We start from the raw sequence: 25,032 nt of genomic DNA, 5'->3' as shown, positions 1-25,032 counted from the left end.
CCGAGGCACCCCAGCGCCCGTGCTCACCGGGGCGTTCCCTCGTTCGCCAGCCGTTCGAGTGCCCGGGTCGCGTGCTCGGTCGCGTCCGGCCGGAAGTACGCGTCCGGGTCGAAGGCCACCGCGTCCCCGTGTTCCCGTCCACCGTGCGCGATGGCGTCCGCGACGGCCGCGGCGTCCGGCAGTAGTCGCGCGGCCCCGGTCTCGACGAGCCGCTCCATGTACGCGACGCCCGGCAGGTCGACCAGCAGCGTCTCGCAGCCGAAGGCCAGCCCCTCGAACAGTGCCGTCGAGTAGACCCCGACCTGGGCCCGGCTCGTCGCGAACAGCTCGTACAGGTCGACGGACGGGTCATCGACGACGCGGAGCCGCCCGGCCTCGGCAGCGTCGACCAGCCACGGCGTCCGCTCGCGCCAGCGGTCGTACTCCGAGGGGTGGAGCTTGTAGACGAGTTCCGGCGGCTCCCCGGCCGGCCCGTGTCGGTCGGTCGCTCCGGCGAGCCGCTCGGCCACCTCGCAGGCGACCCGGGAGAGCCGGACGCCGGCGGTCCCCTGCGAGACGAACGTCACGCGGTTCCGCGTGGCCGGCTCGGCGTAGCGCTCGCGCCCGCGCTCCAGTTCGGGGTAGCCGACCGGCAGGACCCGCTCCTCCGGGAGCGGGAGCGGGCAGAGGTCCGCCCAGCGCTCGCCCCACGAGCACAGGTAGTCCGGGAAGACACCCGGGGTGCCCGTCCATCCCCTGGCGTCGCTGTCGGGGTACGCGTAGCCGAGGTGGTACGGGCTCACGACGCCGTGCTGGAGTTCGGCGACCGGGACCTCCTCCTCCCGGCAGACCGCCACGAACGTCGGCTTCGTGTACCAGACCGTCACGACCGCGAGGTCGGGGTCGACGCGGCGGAGCAGCGCACGGAACGCCGGCCGCTCCAGCCGCCGCCTGGCGAGGCGCCGTCCGACCAGTTCCACGAGGTCCGGCGCCGTGCCGACGGCCTCGCGCAGGCGTGCCTCGGCGGTCCGGAGCTTCGTCCGCTCGGCCGCCGGGAGTTCGTCCGCCGGGTCGCCGAGGTGGTCCGCCAGGCCGGCGCCGTACAGGACGGGGTCGAGGTACCGGACGCCGTCGGTGTGGGCCGGGGTCAGGTGCTCGCCCTCGTGGGGTGACTCGACGTAGGTCCACGACGGGGACGGGTCGTCGGCGCTGTTCGCCCCGCCCCCATCGAACGTGTCGAGCAACGGGTCGCAGTACCGGTCGTGCCAGTCCCCCTCGCGCCGGGTCCGGCGTTCGTGGCCCCACACGAGCAGGTCGGTGTCAGATGCCAGCCAGGGGTTCCGCGAGGGCCGGAGTCCACGGAGGATGCGCCGGGCACGGTCCGCGGTCGTCAGCCCCCCCGACCCGTGGGCGGTGTCCGTCGCGCCCGTCAGTTCGAGGAGCCGTTGCTGCGCGTCGAACCGGACGTGTGACCAGTACCGGACCCCGTCGACCGTCCGCGACAGGAGGTCGAGGTCCGACTCCACGGCCAGCAGCGCGTCGGTGACCGCGGCGAGCGTCGGCGTGTCCTCGTCCCCTCGCGTGCCGGGCCCGTCCGCGGTGTCGTCCCCGCTCATGTCCCCACGACCGACTGCTTCGCGCGCCACGCCGCCCGGTAGGCGCGCCGGCCGAGCGCCCCCAGGCCGAGCATCGCGGCGTGGATCGGTTCGGGCGCGAGCCGGAGCGTCCGGGCGAGTTGCCGGACCGCCCGGCGCCGGTCGCCCCGTTCGAGCGCGGCCAGTCCCCGCTGCTTCGCGAGCATCGCCTCGAACCGCCGCCGCGCGTCCGGGTTGGCCGCGAGGTCGTCGGCGTACTTCCCACGGAGCCGCTCGCGGATGGCGACCTCGTAGGACGGGTCGCCGAACGCGGCGTCACCGGAGACGTTGTCGTCGGCGTAGCGGCGCTCCACGAGTGGTTCGGGAACGTACGCCCAGCGCCAGTGCCGGCAGAGTCGCACCGTGAGGTCCCAGTCGACGCCCCGTGGGAACGACTCGTCGTAGCCGCCGACGGCCTCGATGCAGTCCCGCCGGACGAGGTGGCCCGAGTGGGGCCGCACGTCGAAGCGGACCAGCACGTCGGGCCAGAGGTCGCCCGCCGCGCCCGTCTCGACCCGGCGGACGACCTCACCCGTGGAATCGCGGACCACGCCGCCGCAGTAGACGCCGCAGTAGTCCGCCGGGTCGTGGCCCTCGCGCTCGCGGAGCCGGTCGAGGGCCGCGAGCTGGCGCTCGACCTTCCGGGGGCGCCACCGGTCGTCGTCGTCCAGCTGGCAGACGTAGGCCCCATCGGCCGCCTCGATGCCGCGGTTCCGGGTGTGACTGATGCCGCGGTTCCGGTCGTTGTGGAGTGCGCGGACCTGCTCGTGGGCGTCGGCGTACTCCGCGACGACGGCGCGGGTGTCGTCCGTCGAGCCGTCGTTCACCACCACGACCTCCAGTCGGTCGTGGGTCTGGTCGAGCGCGCTCTCGATGGCCCCGCCGACCCGGTCGGCCCGCTCGTAGGTCGGGACGACGACGGAGACGAGCGCGTCCCGGGGGTGCTCGGGCGGCGCCGTGACGGCCGTTTCGACCGCCTCTGGCGCGTCGGATGCGGGGCCGGTCACTGACCGATGGTGGGGGTGGCGCGGCCGTATGGATTGCGGTCGATGGCGCTGTCGGGCGTTCGATTCTGGGGCTGGCTGTAGCGATTGGTTGTGTGGCCCTTTCTCCGGACGGAACGGGTAGGAAGCCCCTTCCATTCCCGCCCGGGATTGCGTGTTCCACGGAGCGTCCGCACCGAGCCAACACGGAGCGGAGCGACCCTCGAACGCCGAATCGGGTGGGACTGAAAGGCCCCCCGAGCGCGCGGGCTTTCAACAGCCTGTTCCCGTCGCTGTCGCCGTTGGTGTTGACCAATGCATCGCTACAGACGCACCATCGCTGTCACGAATCCGAACACCAATCCGAACACCGCTGCGGCCTCCCGGCTTTATGCCCCCGCCGCGAGAACGCCCGACCATGACGCTGTTCGACCTGACGGACGAGGTGGTCGTCGTGGTGGGCGGGGCCGGACGCATCGGGCCCGCGGTCTGCGAGGCGCTGGCCGACCACGGCGCCGAGGTGGTGGTCGCCGACGTGGACCGCGAGGCCGGCCGGGGCGTGGCCGACGACGTCGACGGCATCTACCACCACGTGGACGTGACCTCGGAGGCCTCGATCCGCAAACTGTACGACGCGGTCATCGACGGGTTCGACCGTCTCGACGCCGCCGTCCACGCGGCCTACCCCCGCGACGCGGCCTACGGGGACGCCTTCCTCGCGCGCGACCAGGCGGACTGGCGCGAGCAGGTCGACGCGCAACTCACCGCGACCGCGACGCTCTCCCGTGAGGCCATCCGCCGGATGCACCCCGACGGCGCCGGGACGGCGGGCCAGGCCGACCCGGACGACGCCGTCCGGGAGGGGGGCGCCGTGGTCAACTTCGGTTCGACGTACGGCGTGGCCGCGCCGGACTTCCGTGTCTACGAGGAGGCCAACATGCCACCGAGCCCGGCGCACTACTCCGCCAGCAAGGGCGGCATCCTCAACCTGACCCGCTACCTCGCCTGCGAGTTCGCGCCCGAGGTCCGGGTCAACGCCGTCTCGCCGGGCGGCGTCTTCGACGAGCAGGACCCCGAGTTCGTGGCCGCGTACGAGGACCGTACGCCGATGGAGCGGATGGCCGACCCCGAGGACGTCGCGGGCGCGGTCGTGTATCTGGTCTCGGACGCCGCGAGCTACGTCACGGGAGAGAACATCGCGGTCGACGGGGGGTGGACCGCGCAATGACCGACGACGCTCCCGCGCCGACGCCCGAGGACGTGCCCGCACTCGGGCTCGGCACGTGGAAGCTCACCGGCGACACCGCCACCGAGGTCGTCACCGACGCGGTCGAGGCGGGCTACCGGCACGTCGACACCGCGCAGCTGTACGACAACGAACTCGAGGTGGGGCGGGGCCTCCGGGCGGCCGACACGGACATCGACGCCGACGAGGTGTTCCTCGCCACCAAGGTCGCGCCGGAGAACTGCTCCTACGAGGACTGCGTCTCGTCGGTCCGGGCCTCGAAGGACCGCCTCGGCCGGACCCCCAACCTGGTCTACGTCCACTGGCCCCGCGCCGCGTACGACGCCGCGGAGACGTCCCGCGCGCTGGACGACCTCGTCGACGAGGGGACCACACGGGCCATCGGCGTCTCGAACTTCACGGTCGAGCTGCTCGACGAGTTCCTCACTCACGCAGAGCACGCCCCCCTGGCCCACCAGTTCGAGTGCCACCCCCTGCTCCCGCAGGACGAACTGGTCGACGCGTGCCACGAGCGCGACGTGCTCCCCGTGGCCTACTCTCCGGTCGCGCGCGGGAAGGCGCTCGAACACCCCGTGGTGCAGGAGGTGGCCGACGAGGTCGACGCGACACCCGGGCAGGTCTGTCTCGCGTGGCTCCGTGCGCGCAACGTCGCGGCCATCCCGAAGACGACCGGCGGCCACCTCGCGGAGAACCTCCAGTCGCGGGACGTGGTGCTCTCGGACGAGCAGGTCGAGCGCATCTCGGCCATCGAGGAGCGCCACCGCTGCGTGAACCCGCCGAGCGCGCCGTGGGATTGAGGGTGGAGTATCGCTGTTGATGATTTATTGCCGGAATCATCTGATAATATCCACGGTTTGGATGGTATATCTCGATTTATCTGGAAATTCGACACACCCGACTACCGGTTGGTGCGACGCCGAAAGAAGTGGTGACCGTGGAGTCGTCTAGTTCCCGACGCTCATCGCCCGCTCGACGACGTCCTCGCTGTAGAGCTCGGCGAGGTCGTCGTGCTGGTCCGGGCGGTTCTCGTAGACGTCCTGGAACAGCGCGACCGGCGTCATGAGCGCCTGGTAGGTCGCCTCGTCCCACATGCGGTCCTTGGCGATGTCGACCTCGACGCCGTCGATGGAGACGGTGGCGGACTGGGTCATCGCGATGGCACCCTTGCCGGCCTCCTTCGCGGCCTCGAACTCCTCCATGGAGTCGACGATGTCGTCCATCGAGGGGACGTAGTCGAGCAGGTCGAGCAGCTCCGCGACGAGGTCCTCCTCGGTCTCGAAGAACAGCTCGTCACCGCCGATCTCGAGCTCGTAGCCGCCGTCCTCTGCCTCGAGCTCGATGCGGTCGCCGGAGTAGACCTCGACGCCGTCCTGGCTCTCGAGTTCGACCTCGCGACCGTCGGCGTCGATGATCCAGTAGCCCTCGGCCGGCGGGAGCGGGCTCTGGTTGGCCTCGACGACCTGCCCCGGCGTGAGCGACCAGATGCCGAGCATCCCCATCGCGTTGTTGGCGGTGATGCGCTCGTGGTAGCCGTCCACGTCGCGGATGTCGTCGTACGGGCCGTCGACGGAGATGAGGCCCGCGGCGGAGGCGGCGCGGGAGGTGTTGTGGCGCAGCTCCTTCCACTCCGGCAGCGCGCCGGTCGGGGTGATGGCGCGCATGTCCTTCGTGTAGTCGACCTCACCGTCGACGAGCAGGAAGAGGCGCTCGAGGTTGTTCGAGGGCTTGCCCATCTCGTCGCGGAGCTTCTCCATGGCGAGCTCGGCGGAGCCGGACTCGATGATGACGCTCATCGCGAGCGACCCCTCCTCGAGGCCGTGCTCGTTCTCGACGATGGTGATGAACTCGTCGGCCTTCTTCCAGTCGTCGATATCGCCGACCTCCGGGATGACGAAGCCGTCGAGGTGCTCGACGGCGCCGTTCTCGGGGTCCGCGATGTGGAGCATATGCTGGAAACCCTTGTAGCGCGTCTCGGGGCTGTCGCGGTGCCAGACGACGCGCGGGTGGATCTCGCCGGGGAAGTCGGCGCCGCCCTCGGCGAGGACCTCGGCGATGTTCTCGGCACCCTCGTCGCGCATATTGGGCGCGGTGGCGTCCTCGTTGTCCGGCACCCAGACGTCGGGGGCCTGCATCCCGCGCAGGCCGATCGCGCTGCGCAGTTTCTTCGCGGAGTCGTCGACTCCCTTCTCGGCCGTCGGCGTGGTGAAGAACGTCCGCACGAACTTCCGGTCGTGGGTCCGCTTGTCGAGTGCAGCCATATCAGTCACCCGGGGAGAGAGGCGTGCGGAAGGAGTAGGTTTCGATACGCGCGGGTTCTGCGCCGCCTCCCGCACGTGGGACCGTCGCACGGCCGGGGGCAGATCCCGGTCACGGGCACGCCGCGGACGGGTGCGTTCGCCCTCAGACACCCAGCAGGGTCTCCGCCCGCGTCCGGAACCGCTCCCGGACCTCGTCGACCGGCCGACGGCCGAGGTCGTAGCCGAGTGCGGGCGGCTCGCCGGCCCAGCTCCCGTCGGCCAGCAGTTCGTCGGCCTCGTAGGTCAGCAGCCGGTCGTCGGCGGCCATGACGCGTTCCCATTCGGACTCCGTCGGCGGGTCGACGCCGAGCCCGTCCCAGACCGCCGCCAGCACGGCCGCCTCGACCTCCTCGAAGCCGTCCAGCCGCCGCTTGACCGGTCGCGGGATGTCGCCGACGTAGGCCTCGCCGGCGTCATGCAACAGCCCCAGCAGCGCCAGCCGGTCGCCGCCCTCGTCCGCCAGCTCCGTGGCCACGTACAGCGAGTGCTCCGCGACGCTGTAGAACCGCTGCGGGTGGCCGCCGAACCGGCAGGTGTGGGCCAGTCCGGCAGCGATGTCGGCGAGGTGGACGGTGGCCGGGTCGGGGTCGAACACGTCGAACCCGCGGCCGGTGTACGTCTCGACGGCGCTGCCGTCGCTCCACTCGTGCTCCATCAGTCGTGTCCGCGGGCGCCCGCCGTATCAGGCTACGGGTCCCCGCACCGTCTCCAGCTACGGGTCCCCGGGCGGGCGCCACGCCAGCCCACCCCAGGCGGGTGCCGCACCACGCCGGCCCCCCAGTTGCTGCCGCGCCACGTCGGGCCACTCGGGATGGCCGCCGTACCACGCCGGCCACCCTGCCGACGCGCCGTCTCAGACGCCGTCCAGGAAGTTCCGGACGATGTCGTGGCCCACGCCCGTCAGGACGCTCTCGGGATGGAACTGGACGCACTCGATGGGGTGGTCCTCGTGGCGGACCCCCATCACGAGGTCGACGTCGTCGTGGGCGGTCGTCGCCGTCACGTCGAAGCAGTCGGGCACCTCGGTCGCGACGAGCGAGTGGTAGCGCCCGCCCTGGAACCCCTGGTCCAGGCCGACGAACACGCCCTGCCCGTCGTGTTCGACCGGGAACGCCTTGCCGTGGATGGGTTCCGGTGCGCGCCCGACGGTGCCGCCGTAGGCGTACACCGCCGCCTCCAGCCCGAGACAGACACCCAGCGTCGGTACCTCCCGCGAGAGGTCGTGGAACACCTCGTTGGTGACGCCCACGTCCCGGGCGTTCTTCGGGTGGCCGGGGCCCGGCGAGATGACGATAGCGTCGGGGTCGATGTCGCGCAACTCCGCCAGGGAGGCGGTGTTGCGCCGCACGGTCGTCCGGGCGTGCTGGCTGACGTACTCGACGAGGTTGTACGTGAACGAGTCGAAGTTGTCGACGAACAGCACCAGCGGCGCGTCGTCGGCCACATCGGCGGCGGCCTCGACGCTCATCGTGACACCTCCGGCTCAGCGGCGTCGTCCACGACATCCGGCGACTCCGACTCGATCTCCTCCAGCGCCACGAGGACGCCGCGCATCTTGTTCTCGGTCTCCTCGTACTCGCTGGTCGGGTCCGAGTCCGCGACGATGCCCGCGCCCGCCTGCACGGTCACGAGGTCCGTCCCGTCGGGGCCGGCGCCCGCCTCGACCGTCGCGGTCCGGATGACGATGGCCATGTCGGCGTCGCCGTCCCAGGAGACGTAGCCGACGCCACCGCCGTACGGGCCGCGGGGGGTCCGCTCGAGGTCGTCGATGATCTCCATCGCGCGCATCTTCGGCGCGCCCGAGAGCGTCCCAGCCGGGAACGACGCCCGTGCCGCGTCGAAGGCGTCGGCCCCGTCGGCGAGTCGGCCGGTCACGGTCGATTCGATGTGCTGGACGTGGCTGTACTTGAGGACGTTCATGAACTCCTCGACCCGCACCGACCCGGCCTCGCTCACCCGCCGCACGTCGTTGCGCGCGAGGTCGACCAGCATCGTGTGCTCGGCGCGCTCCTTCCCGTCGGCCAGCATCTCGCCCGCGAGCCGCCGGTCCTCGACGGGCGAGGTGCCGCGGTCGCAGGTGCCGGCGATGGGGTTCGAGGTGACGGTGTCGCCGCGCACCGACACCAGGGTCTCCGGCGACGCGCCGACGATGGTCAGGTCGTCGTGGTCGAGCAGGTACATGTACGGCGACGGGTTCACCTCCCGCAGCGCCGCGTACAGCCCGAGCGGGTCGATATCGCCGTACAGCTCCCGGGTCCGGGAGATGACGCCCTGGTAGATGTCGCCGTCGAGGACGTGCTCCTTCGCGGTCCGGACGGCGTCCTCGTACGCGTCCTGTGGCCCAGCGCGCTCGCCCGTACGGACGAACCCGCCCGGCGACGGGGCCGGTGCGTCCGCGAGGAGGCCGGCGACGCGCTCGGCCTCCGCGAGCAGGTCGTCGTACACCGCGTCCGGGTCGTCCCCGGGCCGGACGACGGGGGTGAACGCCAGCGAGACGGTGTCGCGCTCGTCGTCGAAGACGACCGTTCGGGTCGTCAGCAGGAACTCCGCGTCCGGGAACCGGGAGTCCGGCCGCTCGATGCCCACCTCGTGGAGGTGGAGGTCGTAGACGGCGTCGTACGAGAGGAAGCCGACGAGCCCGCCGTCGAGGCGCTGGCGGTGGCCGTTGCCGAACCCACGGCGTGCCACGTCCGGCAGGGCCGCCCGGAGGGTGTCCAGCGTGTCGCCCTCGCCCGGCGTCACGAGGTCCTCGTACCGCTCGTCCAGCACCTCGATGTCGACACGGTCCTCGCCCTCGGGGTGGACCGTCACACGGGCGGCGGGGTCGTAGCCGACGAACGAGTAGCGTGCGTGCCGGTCGGCGCCGCTCCGGTCGGGCGTGAACGCGCCGTCGGGGTCGCTGGATGCGACCTTCTCCGCGCTCTCCAGCAGGAAGGTGTGGTCGGCAGCCGGGGCGTCGGTGGTCCGCCCGCTCAGCGCGGCGTACGCGGTGAGCGGCTCGACCTCGACCGGGAGCGTCGCCTCCGCGCGGACCACGACGCCCGTCTCGCTCCCCGCGTCGGTCCGCCGTCCGTGGGCCACGAGGTCGCCGAACCGCTCGCGCGAGACGTCCAGCGTCGGCTCGCCCCCCACGTCGTCGCTCATCTCGCCACCTCCTCGCCGTCCAGCGCCCGGGTCGCGTGTCGCACGAACGCCCGTACCGCCTCCGCATCCTTCACACCGCCCTCGCGCTCGACGCCCGAGGCCACGTCGACCGCGAACGGGCGGACGGTCCGGACGGCCGTCGCGACGTTGTCGGGCGTGAGGCCGCCGGCCAGCACGACCGGGACATCCAGCTCCGTGACCAGGTCGCGCGTGCGCTCCCAGTCGTGCGTCTCGCCCGTGCCCCCTCCGCCCTCGTCGTCGAGCGAGTCCACCACGAGCGCGTCGGCCGCGTCGGCGTATCGCCGTGCGTCGGTGGCGTCCACGGCCGGCAGGACAGGCACGGATGCACGGACGCGCAGTGCCGCCACCCGGTCGGGCGCGAGCCCGTGGACCTGCACGGCGTCCGGTTCCAGCCGCTCGACCAGCCGGACCGCCGCCTCGGCGTTCTCCGGCATCGTCACGAGCGTCCCCGTCACGAACGGGGGGACCGCGTCAAGCAGGTCGCGGGCCCGGTCGACGGTGACCGCCCGGGGCGACTCGACGGTCACGTCCGTGATGACACCGACCGCGTCCGCGCCCGCGGCGACCGCGGTCCGGAGGTCCGCCTCGCGGGTGATGCCGCAGATCTTCGTCCGCGTCCGCGCCGGCGTGGCGAGCGCACCGTCGTCGACCGCGGCGCTGGCCACCATCTCAGGCACCGTCACACAGGTCGGCCAGTTTCGCCGCGGCGTCGCCGGACTCGATGGCGGCCAGCGCCCGCTCGGCGCCGGCCGCCAGCGAATCGGCCTCGCCGGCCACGTAGATGGCGGCACCGGCGTTCGCGAGGATGACATCGCGTTTGGCCCCGGTCTCGTCGCCCTCGACGATGGCCCGGAGATCCGCGGCGTTGTCCTCCGGGGTACCGCCCGAGATGTCATCGACGGGTGCGCGGTCCAGACCGAAGTCCTCCGGTGCGAGTTCCAGTTCGGTCACGTCGGCGCCGTTCACCTCGGCCGCGACCGTCTCGCCGTGGAGGCAGATCTCGTCGAGACCGTCGCCGTGGACGACCAGCGCCCGCTCGACGTCCATCCGGGCCAGCGCTTCTGCCATCGGTACGACCAGGGCCGGGTCGTACGTGCCGACGACCTGTGCGTCGGCCCCGGCGGGGTTCGTCAGCGGCCCGAGGATGTTGAACAGGGTCCGCATCCCGAGTTCGCGGCGGGGACCGATGACGGCCTTCATCGCGGGGTGGAACACGGGCGCCAGCATGAAGCCGATGCCGTCGCGCTCGATGGCCCGCTCGACGGCCTCGGGCTCGGCCTCGACGTTCACCCCGACGACCTCCAGCACGTCCGCGCTCCCCGACGACGAGGAGACCGAGTAGTTGCCGTGCTTCGCGACGGGGACGCCCGCGCCGCTCGCGACGATGGCGCTCGTCGTGGAGACGTTGATGGTGTCGTAGTCGTCACCGCCCGTCCCGCAGGTGTCGACCAGCGGCTCGCGGTCGGGCGAGATGGTCCGTGCGGCCGCGCGCATCCCCTCGGCGAAGCCGGCGATCTCCGCCTCGGTCTCGCCCTTCGCCCGAAGCGCCGCGAGCAACGCGCCGATCTGTGCCTCGGTCGCCTCCTCGAAGACCAGCGTCGAGACCTCCCGGGCCTCGGCCTGCGTCAGGTCCCCGCCGTCCGTCACACGCTCGATGTAGTCCTGCATTGAGAATCACTGATGTACAGTTCTGTCTTGTAATGGACGAAGTCGTACGGCAGTAAAAGCGTGTCGGGTCCCGGCGCGTGGCTGTCGCTGGGGGTGCGAGCGCAGAGCGGAGATGAAGGAGGAAGAACGACCGCGCAGATCCCGTGCTTACGGCGAGGGGACCGGCTCCGGCGGACTCGGGATCATGTCGAAGATCATCGAGCCCGGGCCGGCGTAGACGCCGGTGTTGTCGGCCGGACTGCAGCGGTAGTCGTCGCACTCGAGGCCGACGATGACGCCGGCGCCGTCGCCCTTCGCCAGGACGTAGACGTCGTCGTCACCGGGGTAGGCGCCACTGTCGTAGGCGGTCTCCAGGTTGGCCTGGCGGCCGTTGCCGGAGAGCTGTGCGTCCTCCTCGGCGACGGTCTGGTTGTAGTTCGTCCCGAAGACGACGTCGTTCTCGCCGCTGGGGAGTCCGTCACCGAGCGTCGCCCGACGGTCGTCCATGATGACCGCACCCTCCTGGCCGACGTTGGTCGTCGGTTCGCCGGTGTCGGCGTCCGGACCCGGTTCCGGGTCCTCACCGCCGCTCCCGCCGCCGGCCGGGACGGCCGGGATGGCGTTACCGCTGGGGACGCCACCGGCCTTCGGCTTGCACGCCGAGCCGTTGCACTCGATGCTCAGGCTGGCACCCTGGCCGAACGCCTCGGCGAAGGCGACGTAGCTGCCCTGGTTGGGCTGGTTGCCGGGCATCCGGGCGTCGACCGCTCCACCGGTGTTCGTCCGGCCGTTCGTCGCGCTCGGCTCGACGATGACCGCCGTCATGTTCCGCGAGGCCATGACGACCGCCATCGTCTCGCCACCGGGCGCGTCCTCGCCGGTCGTACCCTCGGCGAGCCAGTTGACGTAGACGCCCTCCTGGCCGGCGGACTGGCCGCGCGGGTCGAACGACGCGCTCGGGTCGTCCGGCGGGCTCGTCGGGTTGACGGCCGGGTCGTACGGGTTGAAGACATCACACTGGTCGATCGGGGAGCTGACCAGACCCAGCGGGTTGCCGACCGGGGTCTGCGGGGGCTCGCGGACCTGCTTCGGGAGCTGCTCCTTCGCGCCCGTCCCCGCGAAGGGGTCGGTCGGGTCGACCGGGTTCGCCTCCCGGACGTCCTCCACGCCGTACGGCGGGTTGCAGAAGTTCGGGAACGCATCGAACGGGACGTCCTCCTCGTAGTTCACGGGGAGGTCGGGCGCCTCGATGGGCTCGTCGGGGCTCGAAATCTCCTCCAGTCCGGGCGAGGGGGCGGCGCTCCCACCGTCGCCACCGTCGCCGCCGTCGTCACCGCCACCGATGCTCGGGACCTCGGGAGCGTCGCCGGGGCTCGGTGCCTCGGGAGCGTCGTCGCCACCGACATCGGGCGCCTCGGGCGCGTCGTCCGGGCTCGGTGCGCCGTCGGTGCCGCTCGGCTCACAGTCCGCGTCCTGCGAACTCGTATCGAGGCTGCAGTCGACCGCGCCGTCGGTCCCGCTGCCGTCGCCCCCACTCACCGAGGCGTCGGCATCGACACCGTCCTGGTCCGCGTCGGCCGAAAGGGTCGAGCTACCGTTCGCGCTGCCGTCGTCCCCCGCGCCGACGGCCACCCCGTCGTCGCCGCCGACGTTGACGCCATCGCCACCAACGCTGACGTCCCCGTCGTCATCCGCCAGGGCCGGGCCGACAGCGACGCTGCCGACCATGGCCAGGGCGAAGAGGATTGCCGCGATCTTCCGTGCAATGCTGGCTGCCATGTTGTGCCCGATACTGTCTCATCTCGCCCCATACCCCTTGCGGCCGCTATGTCCGGGTGTTTATTACGGCCGTTTTTGACTGAATGTTCAATCAAGTTGGCCGATACCAGGGAGTACGCGTGGAGAAGCATCGAGCACCCGGAATCCGCCGGAGGAATCGAGCGGTGAGCCGGCCGCGGATCAGGCCGGAAGGCCCGGGTCACCGGCGAGCGGGTTCGGGATCTCGGGGAGCGCACCCAGGCTCGGGAGCCCGGAGTAGCTGGGCTGGCAGCCGCTGCTGTCGCACTCCAGCCGGAGCTTGACGATCTGCTTCTGGACCACGCTCGGGGCGACCTCGCCGGAGAACTCCCCGGTCTCGGGGCCGTTCTCGAAGCCGGTGTCGAGGCCGGCGTAGTCCTCCCGCAGCGAGGTCTGGTAGTCGCCGGACGTGACGCCGTCCGCCCGCTCCGTGCGCGTGTCGATGAGGACGTACTGGTACTCGCTGTTCGAGGCGTCGACCTCGAAGACGCCGGCCTGCTGCTCCTGACTCAGGACCACGGCGGAGACGCCGTCGGCGGTCCCGATGTTACCGCCCGGTCCGACCTCGAACATCCGGACGCCGCTGAGGCCGTCCTGGGTGCTGAACCCGCCGTTGCCGACATCGAACGTCGGGCTGGACTGCCCCGGCTCCGCCGCCGGGTTCGCCACCGGGTCGGCCAGCGGCTTCGTGACCTCACACGGCGCCGGGGCCGCGCCGAACGCGAGGCCGAGCACCGCGTCGTTGGTCAGCAGCGAGGTCGGCACGCCCGGCAGGGTACCCTTCGGCAGGTCAGAGAGCCCGGGGAGCTGCTCCGCGGGCAGGTCGTCGGGGCCGACGGGCTTGTTGCACGGTGCCACGACGCCGCTCTGGTCGATCGTCTGCGGGAACGGGTAGTTGTTGCGCAGCGTCTGCGTGTACTCGTTGTCGGGGAGCTGCTCGTAGATACCCGCCGTCCCGGTCCGGCACTCCTCGCCGTTGCAGTTGATGCCGCCACCGAGCCGTTCGGGCGCCTCCGGACCGACCGGCGCCGACGGGCCCGCGCTGGCGATGCCGGCAGGGTTCAGGCCACCAGCCAGCGTCCCCTCCTGGGTGCCGGGCGTGTTCTGCGCGTTGACGACGCCGGCCTGCTCACCCTGGACGAAGCCCATGCCACTCGCCTGGAGGTTGTCACGCGAGAGCGCGAGGATGTACGTCCCGCCGCTCTCGTTCACCGTGTAGAGTGCGCCGTCGGCGTTCTCGAGCCCGTCAGGGCTCGCGGTGCCCCTGTTGTCGAGGTCGAGGTAGGTACGGTCCGTCCCGGAGGCCTCCAGGTTGGAGACGAGCGTCTGCTCGGTGTCGCCGGTCGGGGCGGTCGCCAGCACCAGATCGAACCCGGCCCCCTCCGGACCGGCGTCGGAGCCGGCCATGACGACGCCGTCGTTGACAGAGCTCAGCGAGTAGCTGATGTCGACCGGCACCGGACCGGTCGGGACATCGCCGCTCCCCGCACCGGGGAGACTATCGCCGCCCGGAAGGCCCTCCGCACCGGGGAGGCCATCCGCACCGGGGACGCTGTCGCCGCCTGGGAGTCCGTCGCCGCCGACATCCTGCCCGGCCACGCTGACGCCGTCGGTGCCGACATCGACACCGGAGTCGCCGCCGGCGCTCACGCCGTCCGTGCCCACGGAGACACCCTGGTCGCCGCCGATCTCGAGGTTCGAGCCGTCGGTGCCGACCGGGCCGTCCTCGGTACCGGGGAGCGAGGCCGAGTCCCCGGAGACGGCGTCGTCGCCGACATCCTGTCCGGCCACACTGACGCCGTCGGTACTCACGTTGACGCCGGAGTCGCCGCCGACACTCACGCCGTCCGTTCCGGCCTCGACGCCGGAGTCACCACCCACACTCACGCCGTCGGTGCCGACATCGATACCGGAGTCGCCCCCCAGCGTGCCGTCGTCCGAGTCGTCGCCACCGAGCAATCCACCATCGTCCTGTGCGGCCATCGCTGGCCCTGCTGCCATCGAGAGCACGACGGCCAGTGCCACGATGGCCGTCGCGAATATCCGTCCCGTTCGACTGAACATACATTCTCTTGACTGTTCGTTTAGTGCATACGTTTTGGCGCGGTAATCTCTGGTGATTTAAGTGAAGGGGTGGGGAGCACGAGTGCCCCTCGCACCCGAATTGGTCGATACAGTGTCGGTCGCTGTCACGAGGGTCGGTAACGCATCGAAGTCCCCTCCGCTCGGGCCACCGTTCCGAAACCTTCAAACTACCAAACGCGGTACGAGGAAGTGCAGGTCGGGTTGGTGGTCTAGGCTGGTTATGACACCTCCTTGACATGGAGGAGGTCGGCGGTTCAAATCCGCCCCAACCCACTGCAGTAAAAAAGAGGTACATTACCTCTCAAGCCGTTTTTCAGGGGGTGCGTTCCGATGAGTGAGCCGCAGCGCTCACTCGACATCGGGTCCCTCCCCGACCCGGTGTGCTGGTTCTGTGGCGAGCGCTTCGACCCCGACCAGCCGCCCCGCTGCACCGCTCGCGAAGACGGGAGGTGTCGGCCATGAGCGTCGAGCAGCAGCGGCGCCCCGACGACGGCCCCGAGCCGGCCTGTAGCCGGACCAACAGCGACTGGCGGGCCGAGCCCGCGACCGGCGGCCTGCTCGCCTTCCATCCGCCGTGTCAGCACTGCTTCCCCGAGGACGGGCCCGACGAGGGTGAGACCGTCCTCCGGTCACGGGGTACCCACGGGAACCGGGTTCACCGGCCGGCCGACGAGGGTGATGCCTGATGGCGGCGACCGACGCCACGCCAGATGGGGCCGTCCTCGCGACGTACTTCCCCGACGATGCGGATTTCCGGGCCGCAACCGAGCCCCGGACCCTCCCCGCCAGCTGGCGGGCGGCTCGCTTCGACCGTGCCGACCGGGACGCGACCGAGCACGTCGGCTACGCCGTGCTGATGGTCCGCGGCCGGTTCCGGGGGCTCGACGGCGACCGCGGCCTGATCCGCGTGCTCTACGTGGACCGCGCGGTCTCTCGCACGTGGTATCGGGATTACGAGGCCCACTACGACGGCGAGGGGTATCGGCCCCGCGCGGTCCAGTGGGCTTGTACCCGAGCGTTCCCCGGTGCCTTCGGTGGCGCGGGCGACCCGGTGGCTGGCGCCGAGGCCGAGGTGCTGGCGCGGCTGCTCGACGAGCAGTACGACCTCGACAGGGGTGAGCTGGCGTGAGCCTCACCGGAAACTCCCACTGGGGCGGCGACGCCGAGTATCCAGACCCGGTCGCTGCACAGGGACCCTCGGAGATCGTCACCCAGGGCGTCATCGCGCCAGGGCTCCTCCAGGACTGGCTCGCCGCGCTCGACATCGTCCACCCGGAGGCGCCGCTCCGTGTCGACGGCGACGGCATCCACGCCTCGGTCGTCAACGACGCGAAAACGATGCAGCTGGAGACGACGCTGTTCGCCGAGGCTTTCGAGGAGTTCCAGCACTTCGGCGACGAGCCGACCGAGCGCATCGTCGCGCTGCGGCCGTTCCACGAGACCGCCCGGCTGGCCGAGCCCGACGCGGAAGAGGCCGTCTCGATCACCGTCGACCAGCCCGGCCAGCCCCTACACCTTCGGGCGGGGCCGGTCGACCGCACCGTCGCCGTCTACGACGACCTGGGCACGCTGCGGGCGTCCGAGCTGGAACGCGACTACGATTACCGCGCCGCCGTCGACCGGCGTCAGCTGGTCGCTGCAGCCCGACACGCCCGCGTTCCCTTCCGTGCAGTGGACGGGTTCGGGAGTACCAGCGACCAGTACCACGTCCGCGGCGAGCCCGACGGCACGCTGCACGTCATCGGTGACAGCGATATCGACAACGTCGACGCGCCGGTCGCGACCGAGGACGCCATCCGGACGCCCGAGACCGAGGTCGAGTCTGTCTACTCCGGCGATCTGGTCCGCGATGTCGTCGGATCCATCCCAGACGGCGCCGTCGTCTCGTTCCAGTTCGGTGCGGACACGGACTTCCGGCTGCGCTGGACGCTGAAAGCCGAGCGCCACGGCGAACAGCGGCCCGTCGCCGAGGCCGAGTACCACGTCGCGCCCATCCTGCAGTCCGGAGGTAGGGCATGAGCGTGTCCCGCCGTCAGCCCGAGGCCGACAGTCGACTCGCCCGGTCGAAACGCCTCGGCGAGCGCGTCGAGGCGACGGTGATTCAGCGGGTCGAGGAACTTCGGGCCGCGCCCGAGCGAGACAGCCGGCACGATGCCATCGCCGAGCAGTGCCTCGCGCCAAGTGAGCGGCTCCCGTTCGCCGGCATCGCGCTGGTCGAGCAGGGCACGCCCGTCGAGATCAAGAGCGTCGCCGCTGTCCAAGGCCAGGCCGAGAAGACCGGGCGCTTCTACCTCCGCGAGGGGCAGCACGCCGAGCTGCTGGAGTCCGCCGGCGTCTACGTGTTCGTGGTTGCGGTGCCGTATCCCGACCGCGACCCCCTGGCCATGAAGCTCGTCCCGGCGTCGCTGGTCGACGAGCTGCGCGGGAGCTGGATCGAGGTCGACGGGCGGTGTACGCACACGAAGCTGGCGTGGTCGCACGTCTTCCGGGACGCGGAGGTGAGCGACGGTGTCGAGTGACGGTGCCGACCCGCCGTCGGACCTCCCGCCGGTCGATAAGGTCGGCGACGCGGAGTTCGGCCGGTCCAGCCCTGGGCGGTGTGCGGCCTGTCTGGCCTGGGTGCGGCATCCGTACCGCGAGCGGACCGTCGACTACTGCCCGACCTGCTACGACCTCACTGAGGCCGAGCGTGACCGGGTCCGGGAGCGGGTCAGACGGCGACTCTGGGGGCTCTGGCACAGCGACGGCGGGAGCCAGGAGCAGGTCGTCGACGGGGGTGAGGGTTGATGCCGTCTGAGTTCCAGAGCGCCGGCGACGACGACGCGACGCCGGCGTGGCGCGAGCCCATCGCGGCCGACATCGGCGAGGACCCCGGCCGCTGGCTCGACCGCGAGCTGGTCGAACGCGGGCCGGGCCACACCGACCGGACGCTGCAGCGCGCGGTCCACGCCCGCATCAAGGGCATCCGCTCACGCGAGGTGTTGGACGCCTGGCAAGCGGTCGAGGTCCGCATCGAGCGCGGCCCGCGCCAGCAGATCATGGCCTGGCTCAACCAGCGCGACAAGACGCTGAAGGAGCGCGACGAGCCCGCCGTCCGAGCCCGGCCCGCGCCCGCCCCCGAGCCGGAAGCGGACGCCGGCCCCGACCTCGTTCACGACGACTGCGGCAGCGTCGTCGAGGGCCGGGAGGGGCCGGGCTACCGGTGCCCCGACTGCGAGACGATCACGCGGTCGGTCGCCGAGCTGAGTGCCGTCTCGAACGCCACGCCGGTCGCCACTGACGGAGGGGACCCGTAGATGGCCCGGCGCCGCACCATCGCCCGCGAGCACCTCCACGGCGCGACCGTCTGGGCCTACGGCCGCGGCGCCGCCCGGGTCGTGCCCTGGACGCGGCGCGAGCACTTCGGCCGGCTGGAGGTGACCGCGTAGATGGCCCGCGAGCGCCGCGAACCAGTCGGCGACGACGAGATCGAGGAGGCCATCGACGCCGACCTCGACCCGGTCGCGCAGGCCGAGGCCGTCTTCGGCGACGCCGAGCCCGACACGAGCGACGCAGAGCGTGACGACGAGGACTCCGACGCCATCAGCGGCTGCCGCTGGTGCCGCGAGTTATTCTCGACCGTCACCGGACAGCGCACGCACACCTGCGAGGACCGAAGCGACGCCGAGGGCCGCTGGGAGGGCGACGAGCCCGGCGCCACCGAGCCGACGGCCATCCACGACACGGTGAAGCCCCAGGTCCACGAGCTGAACGCGCAGCTGCTGTTCACGCCGACGACCGACGAGCCCGGCGAGGACGGCCTCTACCCGTATCGGCTCCTGCTCGACCGCTGGGAGCCCGACCTCGTCTGTAGCTTCGAAGCCGCCGACACCGAATGGGTGTTCGCGAGCGAGGCGTCGCTGGAAGCCCACGGCATCCAACCGGAGGCGTACGACCACAAGAACGCGGGGTACTGGCAGGGGAACATCAAGACGCGCCCGCAGGACAGCGGGGAGAGCTACATCGAGTTCACCGCGCCGCTCGTCGACGCGTCGGACCCGAACCTGAACCGGCGCGTCACGCTCATCATTCGCCCCGCGCTCGAAGGCATCAACATCGACGACGACGAGCCCATCGACTCGCTCCGGGGCTGTCCCGAGGGCGTTCGCATCGAGGTGAAATCCTCGAGCGTCGATCGCGAGGACCTCCTCGATGTGATCCAGGGGTTCGCCGGCCAGCTCGGCATCCGCCCGGACTGGTTCGCCCGCGATCACGTCCACGAGCGCTCTCGAATCACCGGGCTCGCGTACTACGTGCGCGTGCTGAAGCAGGTCGCCGATCAGCACCTGGTCAACCCCGAGGGCCTGCTGGAGCGGCTCGCTGTCTTCTCCAGCCGCCGGCAGGGCCAGGGAGAGCTGAAGTGGGACAACGAGGACGTGTCGGGCAAGCGGACCGCCGTCTCGCTCAACCCGACCGGGCTCTCGAACCTCTACAGTGGGCACGGCGTCGGCAAGCTGCTGAAGTGCTACCTCATGAAGAACGCTCGCGAGGACGCGCGGGACCCGGACGGGCATCCGACCGACCACCCGAAGCTGGAGGTCCAGTGGTCACGGGGGTACACGCCCTACGACGTGTCCATCCCCTTCCTCACCGAGCACGCCGACGGTGGGCTGACCATCGACGATCTCGCAGTCGAGCTGCAGGAGTACCTCGTGAACGCCATCCAGTGGGCCGGGCTCAGTCGCCGGCCCGAGGCCGAGCACTGGGTCCCCGACGACCACTTCGCGCCCGTCGCGATGGAGCAGGAGGTCCGGCAGGCGGTCGACATCGTCGGTGATCCCATCGACCTCGCCGTCGACCAGGAGCGCAACCTCGCGACGAAGGCGATGCTGGAGGACCCACCGACCGAGCACCAGCAGGGTGTGTTGCGAGCGCTGGCCGACGGTGGCGAGTTCGAGGACCAGGCGGCGCTCGCCGACGCCGCCGACACGTCGACGAGTACGGTCAGTCGGACGTTCCGGAAGTACGAGTCGCTGCTGTCGACGATGCAGCAGCTCTCCTTCGCCGACAGCATCGTCCGGGACCGGGTGCAGGAGCTGATGGCCATCCTCGAACGCGACCTCGACGGCATCCAGCGCGGCATCCGGTCGCTCCTATCGAGTGCCGACCAGGAGGTTCCCGAGGACTCCCCGTTCGGCAAGTGGGTCCAGCGCTACGGCGCGACGCTCCAGGACCACCACCGCGACGGGCTCCGGCTCGATCTCGCCAGCGGCAACCTCTCCCGGCACGAGCTGGTCAAGGTGCTGCGGGCCGGGTTCGAGGCCGCCGACGCCACGCCCGGCATCGACGTCCGGAAGTTCGCGTTCGCGCACGTCGCCTACCACGACGAGCAGGGCGAGCGCGTCTGGAAGAACGAGAAGGTCGCGGTGAACAACGCCGTCGAGACCGAGATCCTCGGCCGCAAGGGGACCGGCCGCCTCGTCTGAGACTCGGTAGAGGCATCACTGGCCAGCGGTCGGTTCTTTTATAAACCACTCCGAGATAGCTCCGGATGGGTGCCCTCATTCGCACCCTGTCCCTTGCGATTACGACCGTCGAGCGACAGCTGGCGGCACGGGCGTTTGCACCTCGCGGGCAGGGCCCCTTAGGGAGGTGTGCCTAAGGGCACTGGCGAAAAAATAGACACCGCTCCGCTCAGCCCCGCGGGGCGTGCTAAATCATCCACTACAAAGGACGGTGGTGGTCTGGCCTTAATCTAGGGGACCCATCCTCATTCCGACTTGGGAAAAGATACCACCACTCTGGTGTCATCCGAAGATTGTCTGCCGGGGCGAGTTCAAACGGTTCCCTCGGGAATCGAGGCAAATACTCGTGGAGAACATTTTGTGGCCATCCCTTGTTCTTGCGAACCTCCTTTGGTAAGTGATCGTTCATAATCATGTAGATTACCGACACAAAATCGAACGGAGCGCAGGGGATACGTGGATAATCTGGATAGGAAGTGTTGTGAGTTTCGGGGTCCCAACGGTCAATTGCGCTGGTGTCTACACAATTCGGATTATACTGGGCATGAAAGACGGGATGGTTGGCATATTCCCCGTCCAGCTCGTGATCTGGGGTTATGTCAAAATCGAAGTGAAGTCCCTGGGCCCTCTCACGGTATTCTTCACCCTCTTCGTTCTCCTTAATCCTCAGATACACAACCTCTGTCGCAGATTTGACCACCTCGTAACATCTACGATCTTCGAGATCTTTTGCCCTCACTGTTAATCCGAATTGGATGTAGATCTCTATAGACTCGCTTGAGTCGCCGGGCCGATACGAAAGAGGTCCAATGAAGAGACATTCTGAATCTCCGGTTTCAAATATGATATGAGTGTTATCTTCGAATTCAAGATTAAACTTGTCTGAGAAACTGAATCTCTGGGGAGACTCAGTCTCAGATAGAATCTGGTAAATAAATGTTGAAAAAGCAGTTTGGAGGTTGTCAAGATCTTCCCCATTAACTTGTGCAATAGACATAATATCGTCAGTCCCACCCGCTTAGTTTCATATACTCCCCTTCGGAGATCCTCGATATCGATGCACCAGCCGGTATCCACGCTTCCGGACTCACTGAGTCGTCCTCACAGACTGGCTCTCCCGTCAGTATGCAATAATATCCTGCTCCATCGTGCCCTTCTAAACATTGTACTGGTCCGATATCGTATCCTTCTCGAGAGAGGAACTCTCTGCCAGAAATGACGCTACCATCTTCAGGGGTTGTATTTCGGTTTAGTAGGCCATCAATTTCGGCTTTCCACCACCAATTATCAAGTCCCGAGAAGGGCCCTTGATAGAGGGCTTCTTCCAGCGGTTCATGGTATTCTTCATCCTCAGCAAAGACTTCGTGATTTACCCCCAGATATGAGGCTGCTGCAACCGGATTCAGCAGGACACCAGGATATTCCAGAAGCTGGTTGTGGATCCAGTAGCCGAGGACAGTGGATTTACGGCGGATACTGTCTTGCTTATCTCCCCCTTCTTTCAGGATTGCAACGCTCTCTGACTGTCCCCAAGAGTATTTGTCGAGATTCGCTTTCGCACTTACGGGCACATCGGTAATATCCTTCATAAACTCCGATGGCGGCTCAAGGAGATCTTCAGGGTCAGCATCGGCCAATCGCTCTTTGAGTTTTTCTTGAATCTCGTTGAACCCCTTCGCTAAGATGGCACAGCTTTCTGCCATCTGCTCGTGTCCTTCTTTGGGATCCAATTTGATCAAGTGGTCTTCTGATTCTTTGATGTTCTCGGGGTCTGAATACTCACCTTCGTCACGATGATACACACAGAGAGGAACACCCAGTTCAAGACAAGCATCCTTCACATCCGACTTCCTTACGGTGCTTTCAATATATTGGTTGAGTTCTGCATCTAAAACTACGAGGACTGGATAATCTTCTTCCTCCAAGATTCTCATTACAAAATCGACATCGCTCTCGTCTTCATTTGCCGACCTATCTCCCGTGAAGTTCTCGACATAGAATTCGTCTGGATCAAGGTCCTCCTCGAGGGGATTGACCAAGTCCCAGAGATTTTCTTCCTTATCCTCGAATACCATCACGCACTTTGGGCTGGATTGACTCATCGTTTGAACCTAACTTCGAAACAGGTTTCGAACCCCTCCGGAGGCTCAACAACCTCGATTTGTCCATCAGAGCGTTCGACGACTCGCTTAACCACATACAGTCCGAGACCGACACCACTCCCGAGTGGCCCCTCATCCGAGATATCGGTTGTCGAGAAAAGCGGGTCGAAGATCCGCTCTTCCATTCCTTCTGGAATCCCCACACCTGTGTCGGAGACACGAAGTATGTGCCAGCCGTCCCGATTTTCAGCGTCGAATCGGATTATCCTTCCTGGGTCCTTTGCTGGCACATCTAGAACGGCTTTAACAGCATTAGTGAAGAGATTCATAATTACGCCCGTGTAGATGCTGGGATTCAATTCTGGAGTCTTGAGGCGCTGTGGGACATTCCTTTCAATCTCGATATATCGTTCCTCTGTATAGTGATCGAACTGGTGAATCACTTCGTCCAATTTGCCATTTACGAAGAGCTCGTTCTGTAACCCTTCATCAAGACCAGTCATGAACCGCTTCGCGTAACCCAGTTGCTTGTTGAATTTCTCCTTTGCCTCTTTTGTTGTCTCTAATCTCGACTCGAACGCTTCGTCACGTTCCTCCTCTGGAACCTGTTCCCAGGCCTCGATCATGTTGTCCGCCTCTCTAAGTAGTTCTCCTGTCTCGTGAGTCATGAACGCAGCTACTGCGCTCATGAGGTACATCGACTCGACAGAGGTTCGTAGGTTCTCTTGAGCCTCCTCGTACTCTTGGACTCTTGCTTCTAATTCGCTGTAGGACTCCTCAATCTCTGGTTTGATATCTTCGGTGAGCTTCTCGCGGACCTTCTCGCTAGACACTCCCCCAGCGTCCGAAACTGAACTTTGTGTAGAACTTCCTGTATCGGTGTCCCCGGTATCAACGAAGTCTCCGAGACTGCTGTCCCCATTCTCGCTGGCACCGGTGGAGGTAGTACCATTGTCAGCGTCGCTGACGGATTCGTCCGCTGTGGTAGAATCTAGCTCGTCGACGATCTCATCAATTTCTTCCTCTAATTGCTCCTTCGTCTCCTTGATTTCAGATTGGAGCTCCGAACCAGCGTCCTCGGCCTCCGCTTGCTCCCTTCGGAGTTTCTCTTCCCTGTCCAAGATGGCAATGATTTCCAACCCCCCTCGAGCCACATCCACCAGTTGATTCATCGCGTCGTTTTCAACGAATCCTTGGCGGTCCATCGCAGGAACGAGATGGTCGATACTGCCACGATCTACACTGGTATGTTCTGGTCTGTGGCTGGATACCTGGAGTGCTCCGAGAACTTGGTTCTTCCGAGGTAAATTGAGCTGGCTCTCTTCGACCTCATCGTCAGATATCTCATCATCGGCGGTAAGAGCGGCAGCAAAGGACGAACGCCATGCCCGCTCTCGACGTGCGTGCGACTCAGAAATATTTAGCCAGTCGTTCCCTTGGTCTCCATACGGTGGTACGCGGAAATTTTTGTCAATAACTCGGATTCCCCCATTCTCTTTGAGCCACTTTGGGGCAGAACGTCCGTCGATTTTGTCCATCCCCCGGAAAACCCCGGGATAATTTCGGTTAAAATACCGTATCTCACCATGTAGGTCCCCTATTAGATTCCTGTCGAGAGTAAATTCGTACGTTCGTTCCTCTGCTTCATCTTCATCATAACCATAGGGATATTCGCATTCGTAGGTTAGCTTGTCAGCTTCGATCTCTATACTTATCTTTGCAACATACCGCTCGTAAATCTCCTGTGCTGCGCTTTTCGTGGGTGACCCTTCTCCTGGTGGAGCAAAATATACTGAGAAACCAGGATCGACTTGTTCGTCGTCTTGGTCCATTAACGACCGATTCGTTTCGTAAGGTGCCGAGATGATATCGAGAACCTCTCCGGAGACCTCTTCCAACTCCTCCTGAGTCCAAGAGTCTTGAAGATCAGAGATGCGGAGTTCTGTTCCTTCCTCTGACTCGGTCGCTGGCTCAATTACGTACTCAACGTTTTCTTCTTCCAATTGTTCCCCGCTCTCGAAATCTGCCCATCGGAAATATGCGGTCAGCCTCCTATATTCATCATGTTCGTCGTATTTAGCAACTGTACTCAATTCAAGCTCAAGTCCGAGATTCCGGACTGCGAACCGCCCTACCCCCTTCGCTCCGGTAAGTTCCCGATTATATCTCTTGGAGGTTTCCTGCTCAAGTCGGCTTGTAGTCGCGACGGTCATCCAATAGTTGAGGAATTCTTCTTTGGTCATCCCATGACCGTCGTCCTTCACGACAAGGGTCTCTCGGTCATCCTCCAACCATATGTTGCACTTCGTTGCGTCCGCGTCGTAACTATTCTTGATGAGCTCGGCTAAGGCGATGTCGGGGGTTGCGATTAGCCGCTCCCCGATCTCCGAGAGAAGTTTGCTGTCGCTAGAGAAGGTAGTCTCACCAGATTCTAGTATCTCCTCACGGTCTGTCTGAGACACGGTTACTCAATTCTCCTTATTCTCCGCGTGTTAAAGTTTCTTGGTAGCCATCGATTCCGATGCTTTCACTCAAATTGTCTAGCAATTGTGTATATCCTAATTAAAATAATACGGCACGAGAATGGAGTCCG

General features: G+C 67.1%; 23 protein-coding genes and 1 tRNA gene. 11 read left to right on the top strand and 13 right to left on the bottom strand.

What is annotated here, in order from left to right; genetic code table 11:
• Nucleotides 1–23: 23 nt before the first annotated feature.
• Nucleotides 24–1,595: a hypothetical protein gene (locus tag P2T62_RS16770; RefSeq protein WP_276258166.1), complete on the bottom strand. Its 1,572-nt coding sequence runs from the start codon at nt 1,593–1,595 to the stop codon at nt 24–26.
• Entirely contained in the window at nt 1,592–2,620 is a 1,029-nt protein-coding gene (locus P2T62_RS16765) for a glycosyltransferase (protein ID WP_276258165.1), read from the bottom strand. The genes P2T62_RS16770 and P2T62_RS16765 overlap by 4 nt, the downstream gene beginning before the upstream one ends.
• A 394-nt stretch (nt 2,621–3,014) precedes the next feature.
• Between P2T62_RS16765 and P2T62_RS16760 the strand changes: the two genes are divergently transcribed.
• Together P2T62_RS16760 and P2T62_RS16755 are read left to right on the top strand one after the other, a co-directional pair.
• On the top strand, nt 3,015–3,824 hold the full coding sequence (locus P2T62_RS16760; RefSeq protein WP_276258164.1) for an SDR family oxidoreductase: 810 nt from the start codon (nt 3,015–3,017) through the stop codon (nt 3,822–3,824).
• Nucleotides 3,821–4,639 (top strand): aldo/keto reductase, encoded by an 819-nt coding sequence (locus tag P2T62_RS16755; protein ID WP_276258163.1) that lies wholly within the window; start codon nt 3,821–3,823, stop codon nt 4,637–4,639. The genes P2T62_RS16760 and P2T62_RS16755 overlap by 4 nt, the downstream gene beginning before the upstream one ends.
• A gap of 147 nt (nt 4,640–4,786) precedes the next feature.
• Here the strand turns inward: P2T62_RS16755 and aceB are convergent, their stop codons facing one another.
• The 8 genes from aceB to P2T62_RS16715 all read right to left on the bottom strand — a co-directional run bounded on the left by aceB (nt 4,787) and on the right by P2T62_RS16715 (nt 14,812).
• The gene (gene aceB / locus P2T62_RS16750) at nt 4,787–6,100 is read right to left on the bottom strand and encodes a malate synthase AceB (RefSeq protein ID WP_276258162.1); all 1,314 of its coding nucleotides are present in this window, start codon (nt 6,098–6,100) and stop codon (nt 4,787–4,789) included.
• Between the two features lie 142 nt (nt 6,101–6,242).
• Nucleotides 6,243–6,794: an HD domain-containing protein gene (locus P2T62_RS16745; protein WP_276258161.1), complete on the bottom strand. Its 552-nt coding sequence runs from the start codon at nt 6,792–6,794 to the stop codon at nt 6,243–6,245.
• A gap of 198 nt (nt 6,795–6,992) precedes the next feature.
• Nucleotides 6,993–7,607 carry an anthranilate synthase component II gene (trpG, locus tag P2T62_RS16740; protein WP_276258160.1) on the bottom strand — a complete coding sequence of 205 codons (615 nt, stop codon included), beginning with the start codon at nt 7,605–7,607 and terminating at the stop codon, nt 6,993–6,995.
• Nucleotides 7,604–9,283, bottom strand: a complete 1,680-nt coding sequence (trpE, locus tag P2T62_RS16735; RefSeq protein WP_276258159.1) for an anthranilate synthase component I — start codon at nt 9,281–9,283, stop codon at nt 7,604–7,606. The genes trpG and trpE overlap by 4 nt, the downstream gene beginning before the upstream one ends.
• Nucleotides 9,280–9,972 (bottom strand): phosphoribosylanthranilate isomerase, encoded by a 693-nt coding sequence (locus P2T62_RS16730; RefSeq protein ID WP_276258158.1) that lies wholly within the window; start codon nt 9,970–9,972, stop codon nt 9,280–9,282. The genes trpE and P2T62_RS16730 overlap by 4 nt, the downstream gene beginning before the upstream one ends.
• A gap of 1 nt (nt 9,973) precedes the next feature.
• A complete protein-coding gene (gene trpD, locus P2T62_RS16725) occupies nt 9,974–10,972 on the bottom strand; it encodes an anthranilate phosphoribosyltransferase (protein ID WP_276258157.1) in 999 nt (332 codons plus the stop codon).
• A 147-nt stretch (nt 10,973–11,119) separates the two neighbouring features.
• Complete coding sequence (locus P2T62_RS16720; RefSeq protein ID WP_276258156.1) at nt 11,120–12,730, bottom strand: hypothetical protein; 1,611 nt, start codon at nt 12,728–12,730, stop codon at nt 11,120–11,122.
• 180 nt (nt 12,731–12,910) lie between these two features.
• Nucleotides 12,911–14,812 carry an ICP22 family protein gene (locus P2T62_RS16715; protein ID WP_276258155.1) on the bottom strand — a complete coding sequence of 634 codons (1,902 nt, stop codon included), beginning with the start codon at nt 14,810–14,812 and terminating at the stop codon, nt 12,911–12,913.
• 219 nt (nt 14,813–15,031) lie between these two features.
• On the opposite strand from P2T62_RS16715, the gene P2T62_RS16710 reads away from it, so the two are divergent.
• The 9 genes from P2T62_RS16710 (at nt 15,032) to P2T62_RS16670 (ending at nt 20,298) form a co-directional block, all read left to right on the top strand.
• Nucleotides 15,032–15,106: transfer RNA gene (locus P2T62_RS16710), tRNA-Val, on the top strand.
• A 185-nt stretch (nt 15,107–15,291) separates the two neighbouring features.
• The gene (locus tag P2T62_RS16705) at nt 15,292–15,519 is read left to right on the top strand and encodes a hypothetical protein (RefSeq protein WP_276258153.1); all 228 of its coding nucleotides are present in this window, start codon (nt 15,292–15,294) and stop codon (nt 15,517–15,519) included.
• On the top strand, nt 15,519–15,962 hold the full coding sequence (locus P2T62_RS16700) for a hypothetical protein (protein ID WP_276258152.1): 444 nt from the start codon (nt 15,519–15,521) through the stop codon (nt 15,960–15,962). The genes P2T62_RS16705 and P2T62_RS16700 overlap by 1 nt, the downstream gene beginning before the upstream one ends.
• A complete protein-coding gene (locus tag P2T62_RS16695; RefSeq protein WP_276258151.1) occupies nt 15,959–16,852 on the top strand; it encodes a beta clamp domain-containing protein in 894 nt (297 codons plus the stop codon). The genes P2T62_RS16700 and P2T62_RS16695 overlap by 4 nt, the downstream gene beginning before the upstream one ends.
• Nucleotides 16,849–17,352: a PD-(D/E)XK family putative nuclease gene (locus P2T62_RS16690; RefSeq protein ID WP_276258150.1), complete on the top strand. Its 504-nt coding sequence runs from the start codon at nt 16,849–16,851 to the stop codon at nt 17,350–17,352. The genes P2T62_RS16695 and P2T62_RS16690 overlap by 4 nt, the downstream gene beginning before the upstream one ends.
• The gene (locus tag P2T62_RS16685; protein WP_276258149.1) at nt 17,342–17,620 is read left to right on the top strand and encodes a hypothetical protein; all 279 of its coding nucleotides are present in this window, start codon (nt 17,342–17,344) and stop codon (nt 17,618–17,620) included. The genes P2T62_RS16690 and P2T62_RS16685 overlap by 11 nt, the downstream gene beginning before the upstream one ends.
• Nucleotides 17,620–18,129: a DUF8129 domain-containing protein gene (locus P2T62_RS16680; protein WP_276258148.1), complete on the top strand. Its 510-nt coding sequence runs from the start codon at nt 17,620–17,622 to the stop codon at nt 18,127–18,129. The genes P2T62_RS16685 and P2T62_RS16680 overlap by 1 nt, the downstream gene beginning before the upstream one ends.
• Nucleotides 18,130–18,261: a hypothetical protein gene (locus P2T62_RS16675; protein ID WP_276258147.1), complete on the top strand. Its 132-nt coding sequence runs from the start codon at nt 18,130–18,132 to the stop codon at nt 18,259–18,261.
• Complete coding sequence (locus tag P2T62_RS16670; RefSeq protein ID WP_276258146.1) at nt 18,262–20,298, top strand: DUF7845 domain-containing protein; 2,037 nt, start codon at nt 18,262–18,264, stop codon at nt 20,296–20,298.
• Between the two features lie 238 nt (nt 20,299–20,536).
• On the opposite strand, the gene P2T62_RS16665 is transcribed toward P2T62_RS16670, so the two are convergent.
• The 3 genes from P2T62_RS16665 to P2T62_RS16655 are packed head-to-tail and all read right to left on the bottom strand — an operon-like array spanning nt 20,537 to nt 24,901.
• Complete coding sequence (locus tag P2T62_RS16665; RefSeq protein ID WP_276258145.1) at nt 20,537–21,334, bottom strand: hypothetical protein; 798 nt, start codon at nt 21,332–21,334, stop codon at nt 20,537–20,539.
• Between the two features lie 7 nt (nt 21,335–21,341).
• Entirely contained in the window at nt 21,342–22,412 is a 1,071-nt protein-coding gene (locus tag P2T62_RS16660; RefSeq protein WP_276258144.1) for a hypothetical protein, read from the bottom strand.
• A gap of 23 nt (nt 22,413–22,435) precedes the next feature.
• Nucleotides 22,436–24,901, bottom strand: a complete 2,466-nt coding sequence (locus P2T62_RS16655) for a sensor histidine kinase (RefSeq protein ID WP_276258143.1) — start codon at nt 24,899–24,901, stop codon at nt 22,436–22,438.
• Nucleotides 24,902–25,032: the final 131 nt, after the last annotated feature.

Origin of the sequence: Haloglomus litoreum, from assembly GCF_029338515.1 — an archaeon.
In the GTDB taxonomy this organism is placed as follows: Archaea; Halobacteriota; Halobacteria; order Halobacteriales; family Haloarculaceae; genus Haloglomus; species Haloglomus litoreum.
This window is presented reverse-complemented; position numbering and strand designations above follow the sequence as displayed.